The sequence below is a fragment of the Lutibacter sp. genome, from assembly GCF_041596795.1.
In the GTDB taxonomy this organism is placed as follows: Bacteria; Bacteroidota; Bacteroidia; order Flavobacteriales; family Flavobacteriaceae; genus Lutibacter.
Genome location: NZ_JBFHHX010000062.1, coordinates 1 through 18,377 on the forward strand (window position 1 = coordinate 1; position 18,377 = coordinate 18,377).

Sequence of the window (18,377 nt, forward strand, 5' to 3'; positions counted from 1 at the left end):
AAACCTTGATGCTTTTGGAAGAAAGTTTTTAGAGCAAATCTGTCGTGCAAATGTTTGATTTTTACCTTGAAGAAATTGAATTACACCATTTATTATTGTTACATATTTATGCTGAAAGCCATAAATTTTTTGTGCATTCTCAGAGTAAATCCTATTGTTTTTAGCCGCAAATTCGAATACTTTTTGCAGTTTATTTTTAGAAAAAAGTGCTAAAATTACCTCAATACCTAAATCAGTTTGATAGGAAGATATATTCTTAGTATTCAAAAAACCTTTCAAATACATAGTTGCCGGATAAGGCGTATTTAATTGGGTAAAAGGTGGCGTAATCAGCAGGATATCTTTCAAAACATTGAGTAATTAATACTAATTTAAAAATACGGATTTTAGTACATAACAAAAAATAAGTTTTAACAACCAAAAACACATTGTGCCTTTAATTATTAAAACCTAACAGGTTTTAATAATCTGTTAGGTTTTATAAAACATGTGTAAATTCTTATTTAATAAGCTCTTCCTTTATTTCCTTCATAAAAATTAATAAACGAATCGTTTACAACTCTATTTCCTCCTGGTGTTGGATAATCTCCAGTAAAATACCAATCTCCCAAATGATTTGGACAAGCAATATGTAAATTTTCTACCGTTTGGAAAACAATTTCAACCTCTGCATTTATTTCAGGTGTTTTTAACATTTCGGCTATCTTATCGGAAATTTGCTCGTTTGTAAACGGAGCATAAATGTCTTTTACCGCGTTATAAATTTGAACATCTTCCAATGGTTGCATAATTTTACAACGGTTATACACTTCTTCAACAACATGGTACTGATTGGTGTCTTTTAATAATTCTAACGCTGCTCTAAAAGCAATAAAATCGCCCATACGTGCCATATCAATTCCATAACAATCTGGGTAACGTATTTGAGGTGCTGATGAAACAATAATTATTTTTTTAGGATGTAACCTGTCTAAAATTTTAATAATACTTTTTTTCAAAGTAGTTCCACGCACAATACTATCATCAATAACTACTAAATTATCATTTGGCTTTACAATTCCATAGGTAACATCATAAACGTGCGCTACTAAATCGTCTCTACTGTTATCATCAGCAATAAAAGTTCTTAGTTTTGCATCTTTAATAGCTAATTTCTCAACACGTGGTCTTTGCGCTAAAATTTGTGTAACATTTTCTGCTGATAATTCTTTTTTACCACTTAAAATAGCTTTTGTTTTTTGAAGATTTAAAAAATCTTCTGCGGCTTCACGCATTCCATAAAAAGATGTTTCTGCTGTATTTGGAATAAATGAAAAAACGGTATTTTTAAGGTCTTTATTAATTTTCTTAAGAATTTCAGGAAACACTAATTTTCCTAAATTTTTACGTTCTTTATAAATATCGGCATCACTACCTCTAGAAAAATAAATACGTTCAAAAGAACACGATTTTTTCTCTACAGGTTCTAAAATTTTATTCATAGTAATTTTTCCATTTCGCTTTATAATTAAAGCACAACCTGGATCAATTTCCTTAACATCTTTTAATTGTACATTAAATACTGTTTGAATAACAGGACGCTCTGAAGCTACTACAACTACTTCATCATCTTTATAATAAAACGCAGGTCTAATTCCGGCAGGATCGCGTAAAACAAACGAATCTCCATGACCTAACATACCAGCCATTGCATAACCTCCATCCCAGTTTTTTGCTGAACGTTTTAATATTTTTTTAATATTAATAAGTTCTTCAATTAATGGAGAAGCTTCTTTTTTATTTACACCACGTTCTTCTTTAATTCTTTTATACAATTTAGCTACTTCATCATCAATAAAATGACCTATTTTTTCCATTACCGTAACGGTATCTGTCATTTCTTTGGGATGCTGACCAATTTCAACCAAATCATTAAACAACCTTTTAGAGTTGGTCATATTAAAGTTTCCGGCAACAATTAAACTTTTATGCATCCAATTACTTTGGCGTAAAAACGGATGCACACTTTCTATACTATTTTTACCAAAAGTTCCGTAACGTACGTGTCCTAAATATAAATTTCCAATATAAGGTGCATTGTTTAATTGCCATTTAACATCTTCTGTTTTTTCTGGAAATTCTTCGTTTAACGCATTTAATCTTCCATTAATTTGAGCAAAAATATCTTGAATTGGCTGATCTGCATTTGAACGAACTCTGCTAATATAACGTGTTCCAGGGGCAACATTAAACTTAATACTAGCCAAACCAGCTCCATCTTGACCACGGTTATGTTGCTTTTCCATAAGCAAATACATTTTATTTAAACCGTAAAAAGCAGAACCATATTTATCTTTATAATACTGTAATGGTTTTAATAACCTAACCATTGCAATTCCACATTCGTGCTTAATAGCGTCGCTCATAATTGTAATTTTAATATAGTAGTTTTTTAAATAAAAAATTCCGCACGCGTGCGGAATTCAGTCTTATCCTAACTCAATTTCAAACTGAGTTAATAATTTAAATTGTAACAATCGCTCTTGAATTTCATCATGAGTTAAATTTTCCATTCGTTCGGTTCCAAATTTCTCAACGCAAAACGATGCTAAATTTGATCCAGCAATTACACCTCTTTTCATATTTTCAAAAGAAATATCTTCGGTTTTTGCCATATGGCCAATAAATCCACCTGCAAAAGTATCTCCTGCTCCTGTTGGATCAAAAACTTCTTCTAATGGTAATGCTGGTGCAAAAAATACTTGATCTTTATGAAACAATAAAGCGCCGTGCTCACCTTTTTTAATAACCACATATTTTGGACCCATTTCATAAATTTTTTGGGCTGCTTTTACTAAAGAATATTCGCCAGATAATTGTCTAGCTTCTTCATCATTAATAGTTATTACATCAATTTTTGCAATTACTTCCATTAATTCATTCCAAGTATTATCCATCCAAAAATTCATAGTATCTAAAACTACTAATTTTGGACGCTCTGGAATTTGATTAATTACAGCCATTTGCACTGAAGGATGTAAATTTCCCAACATTAAAAAATCTGGCTGCATAAATTTTTCAGGTACAACCGGATTAAAATCTGCCAATACATTTAAATCTGTAATTAATGTATCTCTAGAATTTAAATCGTTATGATATTTACCTTTCCAAAAAAATGTTTTTCCATCCTCAACAATTTCAATACCTTCGGTATTAATATTTCTTTCATTCAATTTTTGAAGATATTCTTTTGGAAAATCACCTCCAATTACAGAAACAATACCTGATTCCACACCAAATTGCGATGCTGATAATGAAATATACGTAGCTGCACCACCTAAAATTTTATCTGTTTTTCCAAACGGAGTTTCAATAGCATCAAATGCAACAGTACCTACAATTAATAATTTACTCATATTTTTAATTTTCTTTTCACACCTTTAAATGGTATTATTTCTGTTTAAATTTTTTTTAAACAGTAGATGTGATTAATTTTGCAAAAATAAGTTTAAAAAATGACTATCAAAGAAATACAAGAAGAAATTATAGACGAGTTTTCAATGTTTGAAGATTGGATGGAACGTTATGAATATATTATTGAAATTGGAAAATCGCTTCCGTTAATTGATGAAAACTTTAAAAAAGATGAAAATTTAATTGTTGGATGCCAATCTAAAGTTTGGTTACATTCTGAAATTGAAGGAAATAATCTTAGGTTTACAGCAGATAGCGATGCTATTTTAACCAAAGGAATTGTAGCACTTTTATTACGCGTTTTTAACAATCAAAAACCACAAGATATTTTAGATGCCGATTTATATTTTGTTGATGAAATTGGCTTAAAAGAACATTTATCTCCAACCAGAGCAAACGGTTTGGTTTCAATGATTAAACAAATTAAACTGTATGCCTTAGCTTTTCAGTCGAAATTAAGTTAATTCATGTATATTTGCACTTATTTAGAATGAATATAAAGAAAGGCTTATACAATGAATACTGAACGCGTAGCAGATTTAGGCGATAAAATAGTAGAAAAATTAAAAACTATTTATGATCCTGAAATACCAGTTGATATTTTTGAATTGGGTTTAATTTATGATGTTTTTGTAAATGAAAACAACGATGTAAAAATATTAATGACCTTAACTTCACCAAACTGCCCTGTGGCTGAAACATTACCTATTGAAGTTGAAGAAAAAGTAAAAACACTAGAGGAAGTTAATAATGCTGAAGTGGAAATTACTTTTGATCCAATGTGGACACAAGATATGATGAGCGAAGAAGCAAAATTAGAACTTGGTTTTTTATAAATGGCAGATGAAATTGTAAATAGGGTTGCTAACAGCGACTTAAAAACAATAAACCTTGAAGATTTTTATCCTAAAGGTGAAAGAACTGTTATTGATATAAAAAACTGGCTATTTCACGAATTAATTTTAAAGGAATCAGATTTTCGTGAGTATTTAAAAAACCACGATTGGAGTAAATATCAAAACCATTATGTTGCTTTAACGTGTTCATCAGATGCTATAATCCCATCTTGGGCATATATGCTTATTGCAACCTACCTTAATCCAATTGCAAAAAAAATTGTTATTGGAAACTTAAAAGAATTAGAAACTTCAATTTTTCAAGAAATTATTACAAACATAAACATTGAAGAATTTTTAGATAAACCCGTTATTATTAAAGGTTGCGCACATAAACCAATTCCAGAAACCGCTTATATTCAACTAATTGAAAAATTACAACCTATTGTAAAATCAATAATGTTTGGCGAAGCTTGCTCAACAGTTCCCCTTTTTAAAAGAAAAAAATAGTTTTTTTTGTGACTTTTTCACAAAATTATAGTCTTATAATTAAGAAACTAATTTAACCTAAAATAAATATAATATGAAAAAAGTAGTTTTACTCACAGTATTTCTGTTAGGTATTTCCTTAACACATGCACAAACACTAGAAGAATTAAAAGCAGAATTAGGACCAAAAAAAGATTCTATTGCTGCTTTGCAAACTAAGGTAAAATCTATTGAAGGTAAAATTAATGCTTTACCAGGATGGAAAAAAGGAGCATTTGGTACCATTGGTGGTAGTTTATCTGGTTTTGACAACTGGTATTCTAAAGCTAAACCAAACTCATCTGCAGGAAATATCGGTTTTACCGTAAATGCTTATGCTAACCTTTTAGAAGATAAATATTTTTGGAGAAATTCAGCTAATGTTAATTTAAGTTGGGTAAAAATAGACGATAAAAATGATCCAACAGATGACTCCGACTTTCAAGAAGCAAACGATGTTTTTAGCATTACCTCTTTGTATGGTCGTAAATTAAGTAACCAATTGGCTATTTCAGCCTTAGGTGAATATAAAACAACAATCTTAAGCAATTTTAACGATCCAGGTTATTTAGATCTTGGTGTTGGATCTACTTGGACTCCTATTGCTGATTTAGTGGTTGTAGTACACCCATTAAACTATAACTTTGTTTTTAGCAAAGGAGCAAGTACTTACGAGTCTTCTTTAGGTGCAAAAATAGTTGCTGATTATACCAAAAAATTAGGCGCCGTAAACTTTAAAACCAACCTTTCTGCTTTTCAAAGTTATAAAAGTGCCGATTACTCTAACTGGACTTGGACAAACTCTTTTGGTTACACATTATGGAAAAGTATTGGTGTTGGTTTTGACTTAGGATTAAGAAAAAACAAACAAGAAGCTTTAAATTATGCATTGGTTGATGATTCAGCTGCAACATTTAACAACATAGATAACAAACTACAAACCTATTGGATGTTTGGTTTAAATTATTCTTTTTAAAACATTTTAATTATTAAAAAAGAACAAACAGTTAAATTTTAGCATTAACTTCTACTATGCTAAAATAGTTTATAAAAAAGGGCGCTTTTTAAAAGGTGTCCTTTTTTTTATTGCTAAATTGAATTTTTATTGTATAAATTTGCTCAAACTTTATAAAAATGTCATTATTAATATTTTATGCGGTTGCCGCTATTTTCTTTTCATTTTTATGCTCTATATTAGAAGCTGTTCTATTAAGCATATCTCCAACATTTATAAATATAAAAAAACAAGAGGGTAAAAAATTTGCTTTTATTCTTGAAGAATTAAAAAAAGATGTAGATAAACCCCTTATTGCAATTTTATCAATAAACACTATGGCACATACAGTGGGAGCCATTATGGTTGGGGTTCAGGCAGAAACACTTGACTTTAAAATTAACTTTTTAGGAATTAACACCGTTGGAATAATTTCTTCAATAATGACTGTATTAATTTTAGTGCTTTCTGAAATTATCCCTAAAACTATTGGTGCTAAATATTGGAAAGAATTAGCCGGGTTTACAGCAAATTCTTTAGTTCCACTAATTGCAATTTTAAAGTACACAGGTATTTTATGGCTTTTACAACTTACAACTAAACTTATTGGTGGTGGTGCAACTCATGGTTCCATTTTAAGCCGAGAAGATTTTCATGCAATGACAGACATGGCGCATGAAGATGGTGTTTTTGAAAAAAACGAAAGTGCTATTATTAAAAACTTATTAACCTTTAAACAAGTTCAAGTTAAGGATGTTATGACCCCAAGAACGGTTATGACAAGAGCTTCTGAAGATACTACAGTACAATCTTTTTTTGATGAACATCCTAAATTACGCTTTTCTAGAATTCCTATTTACAAAAAAAATTCCGACAATATTACTGGCTACATTTTAAAGGATGAGGTAATGGAAGAAATTATTAATGGTAATGGTAATAAGAAGCTATCAGAAATAAAAAGAGAACTAATAATTACCAATAGAACTATTCCTATTCCTAGCCTTTTTGAAAAATTTATTTCAAAAAAAGAACATATTGCATTAGTTGTAGATGAATATGGTACTACTAGCGGAATTGTTACTATGGAAGATGTAATTGAAACATTACTAGGCTTAGAAATTATGGATGAAAGTGATAATGTTGAAGACCTACAACTACTTGCCCGAAAAAGCTGGGAAACCAGAGCTAAAAAAATTGGAATAATTGATGAATCACCTAAAACCGAATTATAAATTCGGTTTTTTTTTGATCTCTTACAAAACTAAAACTTAGTGAAAAATTAAATAAAACCTCCTTTTTTATAAACGGAATTCAACTCTTCAGTTCATAATTTTTCTTATTTAAATAATACCAACCAATAAAATATCCCATTCTGTTGATTCAATTCAGCTGTTTGTCGATTACCTTTTATTTCCAACTATAAGTAACGTTTCTTTGTTTCATAAAAGAATTAAAAGTTAAAATCAAAACGTTATGTCTATAGAAAGTATTAATGGCTGCATAGGTTGCGAAGAGTGCATAAAAAGCTGTCCTACAGATGTAATTAGATTAAATTCTAATACAAAAAAAGCGGAGATTTTATACCCGGAAGACTGTCAAATATGCCATTTATGTCGCATGTATTGTCCTGTTGACGCTATAACAATTTCTCCAGAAAAATCTATACCAGTAATTGTATCATGGGGTTAATTATGAAAAAAAGAAACTACATATTAAAGTTAATACCATTGGCTATTGTATTTATATTAGTGCCAATAGTTCTGTACAGTTTAAGCGATGCTCCAAGAAGAGACAATCTTTTTGAAGCACTATCAATACTAACAATTTTAGGATTCTCTTTATTGCTATCTCAATTCTTTTTAGCCAGAACAAATAAAGATTTGGTAAAAGATATTAGAATGGTAAATGTACTAAAGGTGCATAAATTTATAGGCTATTTATTTATATCAATATTACTTTTACACCCATTTTTCTTAGTAGTTCCAAAACTTTTTGATAATGGTGTAACCGCTACAGATGCATTTTTAAAAATAATAACAAGCTTTAATAGCTTAGGAATAATTTTAGGTTTAATAGCTTATGTTAGTATGGTAATAGTATTAATTACATCGTTTTTTAGATTTAAACTTCATTTAAAATACAAAACCTGGAGATACCTACATGGTTATTTAACAATGCTTTTTATTATTACCGCAACTTGGCACGTAATTAATATAGGCAGACATAGCAACAATCATTTTTCAATATTTTACATACTTGCTGTAGCAAGTGGAATCTATTTTTTAATGAAAACATATGTATTTAAAACTTCAAAAAAATGAAAGAAACAATGAATAATATGTCTCGAAGAAAATTTATAACCTTAGCCGGAGGAGCAGCCAGTTTTGCTGCAATTGCCGCTATGGGTTTGCCAACAGATTGGGCTTTAAACAATCCTGAAGTGGATGTTGATTCATTAAATTTTGATAAAATAAAAACCGATGTACTTGTTATAGGTGGTGGAATGGCTGGTTTATTTGCAGCAGTAAAAGCACATGACGCTGGGGCAAAAGTTTTAATGGTTTCCAAAGGAAGATTAGGTTCATCTGGTCAAACACCATTTGCAAAAGGAATTTTTACCTATGATCCAACAAAAGAAAAATTAAGTATTGATGAGTTTGTAGCAACAGTTTCTCGTTCCGCTATAGGATCAAACAATAATGTATACACAAAACAAATGGCAGAACATTCTTTAGCGCGTGTAAATGAGCTAAAAGAATGGGGCTTTTTCGAATCGTCTTTATACAACAAAAGCTTCAGCAAACCAATAAACGACAGAAATATTCCGTTACAAGAACGTGTAATGATTACACATTTAATAAAGGAAGACGATAAAATTGTTGGTGCAGCAGGATTTAGTTTAGACGCAGAAAAAATAATTTTTTACGAAGCAAAAAGTGTTATTCTTTGTACAGGTGCTGGAGGTTTTAAACCAAACGGATTCCCTATTTGCGATTTAACGCATGACGGTACAATAATGGCATATAATATTGGTGCTAAAGTAACAGGTAAAGAATGGAATGATGGACATCCTGGTAAAGCAACAAATGCAGCAGCTTGTTATGATGGTTGGGGAAATATGTTTGAGCAAAAGCCAAGTACAACAAGTATTGAAGTTCACCATGATTTAGGTGTTGACATGAATTATGTTGCTTATGTACAAGGTTCTCCATTAAAAATGGGACCTCCAGGCTCTGGTGAATCAAGTAGTGTAACTGGCGGACCAACCGTACTTGAGGAGTTTAGTAGAAAAGACACTAAACCACCAGGATCAAAAGATGGAGATAAACCAGGTGGAGGAAGACCTCCAAAAGATGGAAATGGACCAAAAGGCGACCATCCTAAAGATGGTGATGGCCCTCCAGGAATGGGAGGCTCTATAGTTGGAGGTTCATCCGCAGGAATGGCAATTCATAAAGCTGAAGGTTTGGTACCAATTAATGATCAATGTGAATCTACTATTCCTGGATTATTTGCAGCTGGCGACGCTTTAGGATCGTATATGTCTGGAGCAATTTATACACAAATCGGTTCTTCCTTAGCGGGTTCTGCAGTACAAGGAGCCGTTGCAGGTAAAGCTGCAGCTGAATATAGTAAAACTGTTAAAACAGTTGCTATTTCAACAAACAAAATAAATGAAATAAAAGAAGAAATTTTAGCACCTTTAAAAAGAGAAGCTGGCTTTAGCGCAGCTTGGGTTACACAAACATTGCAGGGTATTATGATTCCTAATTTTATTATTTACATAAAAAAAGAAAACTTACTAAAAGGTGCCTTAGCATATGTTGAAGAATTAAGAGATCATCACATACCTATGCTTAGAGCTAAAAACTTTCACGAATTACGATTAGTACATGAAACTGCAAATATGATTGTTACTGCCGAAATGAAATTAAAAGCATCTATTATGAGAACTGAAAGCAGATGTAGTCATTATAGATTGGATTATCCTGAAACTGATAACGAAAATTGGAACGTTTGGATAAACATTTTTAAAGGTGAGGATGGAACAATGCAATTTGAAAAACAGCCATTTAACACGTGGCCTGTATCATAAATTAGAATAATATTGTTTGTTTAGATTAAATTAAAAAAGTCGGTCATTATCTAATGATCGGCTTTTTTTACATCACATTATCACAATAAATTTAATCTGTAAATTTTAAGCTATTCAACAATAGTTAAACTTCAAAGTCGATTAGCATTACAATTTGGTAGATGAAATAGAATAGTTGGTTGATTATAGTTTTTAGATAGCAAAAACAATCATTCCTTTGGACTACGAATTAATATTAACAATAATAAAAACAACGTAATTATGAAAAAAGTTTGGAATTTAATAGCAATAGCTCTAGTTATAACAACCACTGCTTGTGGTCAACAAAGAGGTGGACAAGGTCAACAAGGAGGTCAACAAGGTCCTCCAGCTGCTCCAACTGCAAAAGAAATTAAAACTATGGTAACAGATCTTGCAAAAGAAATTTTATTAACAGAAGAGCAACAAGAAACTGTATTAGATTTATACACAGCTCATTTTGAAGAAGTAGAAAGTGCTATGGAAGGCGGAAGACCAGAAAGAGAAGAAATGGAAGCTTTAAAGAGTGATTTTGAAACAAAAGTTAAAGCTGTTTTAACTGCTGATCAACAAAAGTTATACACTGCTTTTTTAAAAAAGAAAGCTAGCGAAAGACCTTCAAAATAAAAAAATAGTCAACCCCAAAACCTAATTATCATGAAAACAACAAAAATTTTAATTATAATTAATTTAATTATTTTTTTATTAATTGGAATTACCAATTGTAATAGTGATAATAATTGTTCATCAGATATATCTTCAGACACCGAATTAGAACTGTAAAATTTGAAACTGAATAAATTGGTGAACTAACACATGTAAATACACAGAACAATATTATAACTACATAAGGTTAGTTAAAAATATTAATTAAAAGTTAAGTTAAAGTTTGGTTAAGAATCCCCACATATAACTATGTGGGGTTTTTTTTATTTGGTAGATAAAAAAGCTCATTTCATTGATTTCTTTTTTCAAACTTAAGTTTAAGTTATTTTTTTGTTGTCAAATAATTAACACATCTATATGGAATTTTTAGACATCCCCTTTTTTGATGATGATTTTTACAAAATGATTTTTAGATTTTGTATTAACATCTTTTTCCTAACCATTATTATTAGGTTTTTATATTATAAAAACTCTAAAAGAAAAGACTATTTATTTACCTATTATATGATAAGTTTAATAGTATTCTTTTTATGCTTTACCCTAAAAAAATACAATTTAGATATAGGTATGGCATTAGGGTTATTTGCCATTTTTGGTATTATTAGATACCGAACAGATACCATTCCAATAAAAGAAATGACCTATTTATTTGTAGTTATTGGTATCTCTGTTATTAACTCATTAGCTAACAAAAAAATGAGTTATTCTGAAATTGTGCTTGCAAATACACTTATTATTTTTGTTTTAACAATTATAGAAAAATTTTGGTATTTAAAAAACGAGGTTTCAAAAAACATAGTTTATGGAAATTTAGAAAATATTAAACCTGAAAATTATAACTTCTTAAAATTAGATTTAGAAACAAAAACTGGCTTAACAATTAACCGCGTTTCTATTGGTGATATAGATCTTAAAAAAAACACCTCAAAAATTACTATCTATTATTTTAACAGCAAAATTTAACTAGCATATTATGAAAACTTTAAAAATTAAACTAGTACCTTTTTTATTAATTATAATTGCGCTATCATCTAAAGCTTATTCACAAAGTGATAAAGATTTTGGTGCCTGGTCTACTATTGCATTAGAATATAAATTAAACAAAAAATTAAGTTTTGCACTTGAAGAATCACTTAGATTAAAAGATGACCTAGCAAAAATAGATGAGTATTTTACCGAAATAGGCACAGAATATGAACTTACAAAAAACCTATCTATAGGTGCTGCCGCCAGATTTATTAAACAAAATGATACTGAAGGGAATATTCAAGGATATGAAAATCATTTTAGATTTCAGTTTGATGCAGCTTACAAACATAAAATAGACCAGTTTTCTTTAAAATACAGAATTAGATATCAAAATAAAAACGAATTGGGAGTAGATGATTCTGAAGGTGATTATGCCAATCAACATATCCGATTTAAAACATCTTTAGGTTACAATATTAAAGGCTGGAAATTAGACCCTGAAGTTTCTGCCGAACTATTTAATCACTTCGAAAAAAATGAAGAAAACGGTTTTGATAAATACCGATTAGCTATTGGAACTGATTACGATTTAAAAAAATATGGTAAAATAAATGTATACTATCAATTTGAAAAAGAATTAAATACAACAAATCCAGATATCTTAAAAGTAATTGGACTTAAGTACAAATACACTTTCAAGAATTAAAAATATTTGAGTTAATTAAATATGCGAAAAAAGGGTGTTTATAACGGGAACATCCTTTTTTTTATAAACAATACGTAGTACAAAAATGCAATTCCGTAGAAAAAATACTTCAATTAATTGATTGTATTTTAAAGAACCGAATGAAACCCAGAGTTTTGCATCAAAATTAAAATCAAAAATGAAAAAAATTATGAACTTTAAATTTACCCCACTAATAATAGTATTAATAGCAACAACTTTATTATTTGTAAACTGCTCTAGTGATGATGATGACGATGTAACAATTGATTCAGAAAACACAACATCAATTGATAATGATGATGATGATGATGACGACACAACAACTTTCACTTTTGGTGAAACCCACGAAGAAACAGATGATTATGTTTGGGATAGTAGTTCTGTAGTTAAAATAACATTAAACGGATCTTCAATAACTGTTGATGGAGATGGAGCAACTGTCTCAGGCACCACAGTAACCATTACTTCTTCAGGTAATTATGAAATTACTGGAACCTTAAACGATGGACAAATAATTGTAGATACTGATGACAAAGAAACTGTTAGACTTATTTTAAACGGAATTAATGTAACCAACACAAGTAGCTCTCCTTTATATATTTCAAATGCTAAAAAAACCATTGTTATATTAGCCGAAAATACAATTAACTACTTAACAGATTCTATTAATTATGTTTTTGAAAATGATGAAGACGAACCAAATGCAACCCTTTTTAGTGATGACGATTTAACAATTTACGGAGAAGGAACACTTACCATTAACGCTAAATATAACGACGGTTTAGCAAGTAAAGATGGTTTAGTAATTGCAGGCGGAACCATAAACATAACTGCCGCTGATGATGGTATTAGAGGAAAAGACTATTTAGCCATAGAAAATAGTACTATTACAATAAGCTCAACAGGTGACGGAATAAAATCAGACAACGATGAAGCTGTAAATGGTGGATGGATTCAAATTAAATCTGGAACGTTCAATATTACCGCTACTGGCGATGGAATTACAGCAGTTTCTAACTTAGAGGTTACTTATGGAAACTTTACCATTAAAACAGGTGGAGGAAGCAATAGCTACTTAAGTTCTACTGATTCTGCTAAAGGATTAAAATCTGATGCTGATATTTTAATTGAAGATGGTATATTTAGTATTAATTCTTCTGATGATAACATACACTCATCATCAGACATAACCATAAACACAGGAACATTTTCATTAGCTACTGGTGATGATGCAATTCATTCTGATAATTCAATTGAAATTAATGATGGAGATATTAATATAACAGCTGCTGTTGAAGGAATTGAAAGTCCAACTATTACAATAAACAATGGTGAAATTAACATAAACTCGAGTGATGATGCTATAAATGCAGCCGGAAACACCAGCAATTATTTATACATAAACGGAGGTTATATAGTAATAACTGCTGCAGGTGATGGGTTAGATTCAAATGGAAATATAACTATGACTGATGGTACTGTAATTGTAAACGGACCAACAGCGCAAAATAATAGTCCAATAGATTATGATGGTACATTTAAATTAAATGGAGGATTTTTAGTAGCAACAGGTTATGCTTCTAGTATGGATGCTGCAGGTAGTACTTCATCAAGCCAATATTCTTTACTTATAAAATTAACATCAGCACAATCAGCAGGTAATTTATTTCATATTGAAGATAGTTCAGGAGAAAACATACTAACATTTAAACCTTCAAAAACCTACAAATCCATAGTGTTCTCATCTTCAGAACTAAAAAACGGATCAACTTATAAGGTTTATTTAGGAGGATCTTCAACAGGAACACTAACAGATGGCGTTTATGAAAACGGCACCTACTCCTCTGGAACTTTGTATAAAAGTTTTACAATAGCAAGCAAAACAACAACAGTAAATTAAAATAGAATAGTAATTAAAAAAGGGTGTTTAAAATTAAAACACCCTTTTTTAATTATAAAACCCAAAATACACATGCTCTAATAAAACTGTTTCGTAGATAAAATGTGTCAATTGGTTGATTCATTTTTTTAAAAACCACTAAAAAAAGTTGCTTTGTATTATCTAAACAATAATTTAAACAATAACTTATGAAAAAATTTAATTATAAATTTCTAACCCTATTTATCACATTAACAAGTTTTATGTTTGTTAATTGTTCTAATGATGATTCTAGTTCAGATTCTGATGATTCAACTGCAGATGAAACAACACTTGATGATGATTTTGTAGCAACAGATTGGACTACTGAAACCCACAGTAGTGATGCTGATCCAAATTTTGATGAGGTTTTTGATGATACTGCTGTAAAAAGATTAGATATAGTTGTTTCCTCTACAAATTGGAGTAGTATGCTAGCCGATATGAAATCTATGTACGGAACATTTGGAAGTTCAAGCAATAACTCTTCAGCAACTACTTTTTCCGATGACGATCCTATTATGGTTCCTGCAGAAGTTTTTTATAACGGCATAGAATGGTATAAAGTTGGTATCCGATTTAAAGGAAATTCTAGCTTAAAATCAACCTGGCAAAGTGGAATTATGAAACTATCTTTTAAACTAGATTTTGATGAATATGAAGATGATTATCCTCAAATTAAAAATCAACGTTTTTATGGTTTCAAAAAATTAAGTTTAAAAAATAATTATAACGATGAATCTTTTATTAGAGAAAAAGTAGGTGCAGACGTGTTTAAAAGCGCAGGCCTTGCAATGTCTCACACTGCTTTTTATACAGTATATGTAGATTCTGGAAGTGGACCAGTTTATTTTGGATTGTACACTTTAGTAGAAGAAGTAGATGACACAGTAATTGAAACTCAATTTATTAGTGATAGTGGTAATTTATACAAACCAGAAGATGACGGAGCTGATTTTGCTTATGGAACTTTTGATGAAGATGGTTTTGAGAAAAAAACAAACGAAGATGAAGCAGATTGGTCAGATATTAAAGCATTGTTTACAGCTTTACATTCAACCACCAGAACATCAAGTCCAGCTACTTGGAGAACAAATTTAGAAGAAATTTTTGATGTAGACTCCTATCTAAATTATTTGGCAGTAAACACTGTTATTCAAAACTGGGATACCTATGGTAGAATGCCACACAATTATTTTTTATACAATAACCCAGAAAACAATAAATTAACATGGATTCCTTGGGATAACAATGAAGCATTACAAACAGGAAATGGATTAGGTGCTTTAAACTTAAATTTTTCCAACATTAGTGGAACCTGGCCGTTAATTTCATATTTATATGCTGATACCGAGTACAAGGCAAAATATAACACTTATGTAAAAAATGCTGCTGACCTTTATTTTAATGCTACAGAAATGCAAGCTTTATACACAAAATACGCTGCATTAATTGAGCCTTATGCTACATCAGAAATTAGTGGATATACGTTTTTAGAAAGCACAAGTGATTTTTCATCGGCAATATCTATTTTAAAATCGCATGCTACAAGTAGAGCAAGCGCTGTTTCATCCTATTTAAACTAATTTAGTTTTAATACCTTTGCTTATATTTCAACATATAAGAGTATAAGCAAAGGTATTTATTTAATAAACTTCATATAAAAAATTGAGATTAGTGAAAAAAAATTACAATTTTAACTTTTTTGAGCCCTTATTAATTATTTCGTTTTGGGCATTATTATTTGCATCTCCCTTATTGTTTGGAAGGTTTGAAGACCAAATAGAATGGCCAAAAGTAATAACCGTTTGGTTAAACTTTTTACCTTTATTGGCATTGTTTTTACTGAATAGATTTGTTTTGTTACCAAAATTATTTTTTAAGGGTAAAAAGGTTCAGTATTTTTTAAGCTCTATAACAATAATACTAATTTTAGTAGTAGGAATTCATTTTTTTAATAACGGACCAGAACAAACAAGACCGCAGCCAAATACTGTTGAACAAAAGAACTTATTAATTCCACCTCCAAGAGATTTTAACAGAAATCCACCAACTTTAAGACCAGGAGGAAACCCACCAGGAATGAGACCAGAAGAAAATATAGAAGGTATTAATCCATCAGAAAATTTTCCAGAAAAAGGACTTTCAAACCGTAATCCACAACAAATTCCAGCTACAATAAACTTTTTAATTTTAGCAATTTTATTAGTTGGTTTTGATACTGGTTTACAAATTTCTATGCGTTGGTCTAGTTTAGAGCAAGAAAAATTTAAACTTCAAAAAGAAAATATACAAAATCAATTAGCATTTTTAAAAAATCAGGTGAGTCCGCACTTTTTTATGAATACGCTTAACAATATTCACGCTTTGGTTGATATTGATTCTGAAGAGGCAAAAAGCGCTATTATTAAGCTATCAAACTTAATGCGCCATTTATTATATGAATCTGAAGGGAAAAAAACACCTATTAAAAAAGAAGTTGAATTTATTAAGAGCTATATTGAACTTATGCGACTTAGATTTAGCGATAAAGTAAAAATTAACGTAGAAATACCATCCATTATACCTGAAAAATCTATTCCTCCATTGTTGTTTACATCGTTATTAGAAAACGCTTTTAAACATGGTGTTAGTTATAAATCAGAATCTTTTATACACATTTCCCTTTCTTTTAATGATAAAAATTTATTTTTTGAAATAGAAAATAGCAATCATTTAAAAGAAACAAGAGAAGAAGCATCTGGTATTGGACTTGAAAACACAAAAAAACGCTTAAATTTACTTTATAAAAATAATTATACTTTTACAATTAACGAATCTGAAAAAATTTACAGCGTTAACTTAACTATTCCATTATGATTAAATGTATAGCCATAGATGATGAACCATTGGCGTTAAAACAAATTACTAGTTATATAAATAAAACACCTTATTTAGATTTAACAGCTAGTTTTGAAAGTCCAATTGAAGCATTAACTTATTTGCAGGAAAACACCGTTGATTTGGTGTTTGTAGACATTAATATGCCCGATTTAAATGGTTTAGATTTTGTAAAATCATTAAAATATCCACCTAAAATTATATTTACAACAGCCTATAGCGAGTATGCTTTGGAAGGTTTTAAGGTAGATGCATTAGATTATTTATTAAAACCAATAGACTACGCTACATTTTTAAAGGCTGCCAATAAAGCCAGAGAATGGTTCGATTTAAAACGAAACACTACCGAAGAAATAAAAAGTAATAATGATTATTTATTTATAAAATCGGAATACAAAATTGTTCGAATTAAATTAGAAGACGTTACCTATATTGAAGGAATGCGTGAGTATGTTCGCATTCATTTAATAAACGAAAAACCAATTATGACTTTGTTAAGTATGAAAGCAATGGAAGCCCAATTAGCAAGTAAAAGCTTTATGCGTGTTCATAGATCGTACATTGTTAATCTAAATAAAATTACAACAATAGAGCGTAACAGAATTGTTTTTGACAAAGTGTATATACCTATTAGTGAGCAGTATAAAGAAGGTTTTAATCAGTTTATTGAAAATAATTTTTTATCTTAATTATTTAAAAAATTATTATTCAACTACCTAAGCCGTTATTCTTCCTCCGTATATTCTTCGTATAAAAAGTCGTTATAAGGAAAACGAGTAATGTGTATTTTCTTTATTTCTTCAAAAACTTTTTCTTTAAACTCATCTAAATTTTCTTTGTTTAAAGCAGAAATAAATAAGCAATTATCGCCTAATTTGTTCATCCAGGTTTTTCGCCATTCATCTAAGGTATAATGAATTTCAGTTTTTTCAGTTACTAAATCATCCGCTTCTATAACTTCTGGTTCATAAGCGTCAATTTTATTAAAAACCATCATTACTGGCTTATCTGAACATTTAATTTCATCTAAAATTTTATTTACAGATGCAATGTGATCTTCAAAACTTGGGTGCGAAATATCTACAACGTGCAATAATAAATCGGCTTCACGAACCTCATCTAATGTAGATTTAAAAGATTCTACCAATTGAGTAGGTAATTTTCTAATAAAACCAACTGTATCTGTTAATAAAAACGGAATATTCTTAATTACTACTTTTCTAACTGTAGTATCTAATGTGGCAAATAATTTATTTTCAGCAAAAACATCACTTTTACTTATCACATTCATT

Annotated in this window: 19 protein-coding genes and 1 pseudogene; 16 read left to right on the top strand and 4 right to left on the bottom strand. The window is 29.9% G+C overall.

What is annotated here, in order from left to right:
* The 3 genes and pseudogenes from ABY298_RS08800 to ABY298_RS08810 all read right to left on the bottom strand — a co-directional run.
* Positions 1–348: pseudogene (locus ABY298_RS08800) on the bottom strand (radical SAM protein); the annotation flags it as partial.
* A gap of 155 nt (positions 349–503) precedes the next feature.
* Positions 504–2,405, bottom strand: a complete 1,902-nt coding sequence (locus ABY298_RS08805; protein WP_372745659.1) for an amidophosphoribosyltransferase — start codon at positions 2,403–2,405, stop codon at positions 504–506.
* 63 nt (positions 2,406–2,468) lie between these two features.
* Entirely contained in the window at positions 2,469–3,395 is a 927-nt protein-coding gene (locus tag ABY298_RS08810) for a PfkB family carbohydrate kinase (RefSeq protein ID WP_372745660.1), read from the bottom strand.
* A gap of 99 nt (positions 3,396–3,494) precedes the next feature.
* Here ABY298_RS08810 and ABY298_RS08815 point away from each other — a divergent pair, with 99 nt between their 5' ends.
* From ABY298_RS08815 to ABY298_RS08890, 16 genes are all read left to right on the top strand, one after another.
* Positions 3,495–3,917 (top strand): SufE family protein, encoded by a 423-nt coding sequence (locus ABY298_RS08815; RefSeq protein WP_372745661.1) that lies wholly within the window; start codon positions 3,495–3,497, stop codon positions 3,915–3,917.
* A gap of 51 nt (positions 3,918–3,968) precedes the next feature.
* Positions 3,969–4,289, top strand: coding sequence for a DUF59 domain-containing protein (locus tag ABY298_RS08820; protein WP_372745662.1), 321 nt, complete (start codon positions 3,969–3,971; stop codon positions 4,287–4,289).
* On the top strand, positions 4,290–4,799 hold the full coding sequence (locus ABY298_RS08825) for a DUF2480 family protein (RefSeq protein ID WP_372745664.1): 510 nt from the start codon (positions 4,290–4,292) through the stop codon (positions 4,797–4,799). It abuts the gene before it with no gap.
* Positions 4,800–4,872: 73 nt separating this feature from the next.
* Positions 4,873–5,793 (top strand): DUF3078 domain-containing protein, encoded by a 921-nt coding sequence (locus tag ABY298_RS08830; RefSeq protein ID WP_372745665.1) that lies wholly within the window; start codon positions 4,873–4,875, stop codon positions 5,791–5,793.
* 158 nt (positions 5,794–5,951) lie between these two features.
* Positions 5,952–7,043: a CNNM domain-containing protein gene (locus ABY298_RS08835; RefSeq protein WP_372745666.1), complete on the top strand. Its 1,092-nt coding sequence runs from the start codon at positions 5,952–5,954 to the stop codon at positions 7,041–7,043.
* A gap of 241 nt (positions 7,044–7,284) precedes the next feature.
* On the top strand, positions 7,285–7,500 hold the full coding sequence (locus ABY298_RS08840; protein WP_372745668.1) for a ferredoxin family protein: 216 nt from the start codon (positions 7,285–7,287) through the stop codon (positions 7,498–7,500).
* 2 nt (positions 7,501–7,502) lie between these two features.
* Positions 7,503–8,132 (top strand): ferric reductase-like transmembrane domain-containing protein, encoded by a 630-nt coding sequence (locus ABY298_RS08845; RefSeq protein WP_372745670.1) that lies wholly within the window; start codon positions 7,503–7,505, stop codon positions 8,130–8,132.
* Positions 8,129–9,907: an FAD-dependent oxidoreductase gene (locus ABY298_RS08850; protein WP_372745671.1), complete on the top strand. Its 1,779-nt coding sequence runs from the start codon at positions 8,129–8,131 to the stop codon at positions 9,905–9,907. The genes ABY298_RS08845 and ABY298_RS08850 overlap by 4 nt, the downstream gene beginning before the upstream one ends.
* A 261-nt stretch (positions 9,908–10,168) precedes the next feature.
* Complete coding sequence (locus tag ABY298_RS08855) at positions 10,169–10,552, top strand: hypothetical protein (protein ID WP_372745673.1); 384 nt, start codon at positions 10,169–10,171, stop codon at positions 10,550–10,552.
* Positions 10,553–10,582: 30 nt separating this feature from the next.
* Positions 10,583–10,708 (top strand): hypothetical protein, encoded by a 126-nt coding sequence (locus tag ABY298_RS08860; RefSeq protein ID WP_372745674.1) that lies wholly within the window; start codon positions 10,583–10,585, stop codon positions 10,706–10,708.
* A gap of 240 nt (positions 10,709–10,948) precedes the next feature.
* On the top strand, positions 10,949–11,554 hold the full coding sequence (locus ABY298_RS08865; protein ID WP_372745675.1) for a DUF4956 domain-containing protein: 606 nt from the start codon (positions 10,949–10,951) through the stop codon (positions 11,552–11,554).
* A gap of 10 nt (positions 11,555–11,564) precedes the next feature.
* On the top strand, positions 11,565–12,266 hold the full coding sequence (locus ABY298_RS08870) for a DUF2490 domain-containing protein (protein WP_372745677.1): 702 nt from the start codon (positions 11,565–11,567) through the stop codon (positions 12,264–12,266).
* 178 nt (positions 12,267–12,444) lie between these two features.
* On the top strand, positions 12,445–14,187 hold the full coding sequence (locus ABY298_RS08875) for a carbohydrate-binding domain-containing protein (protein WP_372745679.1): 1,743 nt from the start codon (positions 12,445–12,447) through the stop codon (positions 14,185–14,187).
* Between the two features lie 188 nt (positions 14,188–14,375).
* The gene (locus ABY298_RS08880) at positions 14,376–15,791 is read left to right on the top strand and encodes a CotH kinase family protein (RefSeq protein WP_372745681.1); all 1,416 of its coding nucleotides are present in this window, start codon (positions 14,376–14,378) and stop codon (positions 15,789–15,791) included.
* A 91-nt stretch (positions 15,792–15,882) separates the two neighbouring features.
* Positions 15,883–17,064, top strand: a complete 1,182-nt coding sequence (locus ABY298_RS08885) for a sensor histidine kinase (RefSeq protein ID WP_372745682.1) — start codon at positions 15,883–15,885, stop codon at positions 17,062–17,064.
* The gene (locus tag ABY298_RS08890; RefSeq protein WP_372745683.1) at positions 17,061–17,774 is read left to right on the top strand and encodes a LytR/AlgR family response regulator transcription factor; all 714 of its coding nucleotides are present in this window, start codon (positions 17,061–17,063) and stop codon (positions 17,772–17,774) included. Before ABY298_RS08885 ends, ABY298_RS08890 begins: the two co-directional genes overlap by 4 nt.
* Positions 17,775–17,809: 35 nt before the next feature.
* On the opposite strand, the gene ABY298_RS08895 is transcribed toward ABY298_RS08890, so the two are convergent.
* Positions 17,810–18,377: GTPase (locus ABY298_RS08895; RefSeq protein WP_372745685.1), on the bottom strand; the 568-nt coding region annotated here is incomplete at its 5' end.

Bases quoted from the DNA above. Each gene is read 5' to 3' on its own strand.
- ABY298_RS08805 (WP_372745659.1), bottom strand. From the start codon at position 2,405: ATGAGCGACGCTATTAAGCACGAATGTGGAATTGCAATGGTTAGGTTA.
- ABY298_RS08810 (WP_372745660.1), bottom strand. From the start codon at position 3,395: ATGAGTAAATTATTAATTGTAGGTACTGTTGCATTTGATGCTATTGAA.
- ABY298_RS08815 (WP_372745661.1), top strand. From the start codon at position 3,495: ATGACTATCAAAGAAATACAAGAAGAAATTATAGACGAGTTTTCAATG.
- ABY298_RS08820 (WP_372745662.1), top strand. From the start codon at position 3,969: ATGAATACTGAACGCGTAGCAGATTTAGGCGATAAAATAGTAGAAAAA.
- ABY298_RS08825 (WP_372745664.1), top strand. From the start codon at position 4,290: ATGGCAGATGAAATTGTAAATAGGGTTGCTAACAGCGACTTAAAAACA.
- ABY298_RS08830 (WP_372745665.1), top strand. From the start codon at position 4,873: ATGAAAAAAGTAGTTTTACTCACAGTATTTCTGTTAGGTATTTCCTTA.
- ABY298_RS08835 (WP_372745666.1), top strand. From the start codon at position 5,952: ATGTCATTATTAATATTTTATGCGGTTGCCGCTATTTTCTTTTCATTT.
- ABY298_RS08840 (WP_372745668.1), top strand. From the start codon at position 7,285: ATGTCTATAGAAAGTATTAATGGCTGCATAGGTTGCGAAGAGTGCATA.
- ABY298_RS08845 (WP_372745670.1), top strand. From the start codon at position 7,503: ATGAAAAAAAGAAACTACATATTAAAGTTAATACCATTGGCTATTGTA.
- ABY298_RS08850 (WP_372745671.1), top strand. From the start codon at position 8,129: ATGAAAGAAACAATGAATAATATGTCTCGAAGAAAATTTATAACCTTA.
- ABY298_RS08855 (WP_372745673.1), top strand. From the start codon at position 10,169: ATGAAAAAAGTTTGGAATTTAATAGCAATAGCTCTAGTTATAACAACC.
- ABY298_RS08860 (WP_372745674.1), top strand. From the start codon at position 10,583: ATGAAAACAACAAAAATTTTAATTATAATTAATTTAATTATTTTTTTA.
- ABY298_RS08865 (WP_372745675.1), top strand. From the start codon at position 10,949: ATGGAATTTTTAGACATCCCCTTTTTTGATGATGATTTTTACAAAATG.
- ABY298_RS08870 (WP_372745677.1), top strand. From the start codon at position 11,565: ATGAAAACTTTAAAAATTAAACTAGTACCTTTTTTATTAATTATAATT.
- ABY298_RS08875 (WP_372745679.1), top strand. From the start codon at position 12,445: ATGAAAAAAATTATGAACTTTAAATTTACCCCACTAATAATAGTATTA.
- ABY298_RS08880 (WP_372745681.1), top strand. From the start codon at position 14,376: ATGAAAAAATTTAATTATAAATTTCTAACCCTATTTATCACATTAACA.
- ABY298_RS08890 (WP_372745683.1), top strand. From the start codon at position 17,061: ATGATTAAATGTATAGCCATAGATGATGAACCATTGGCGTTAAAACAA.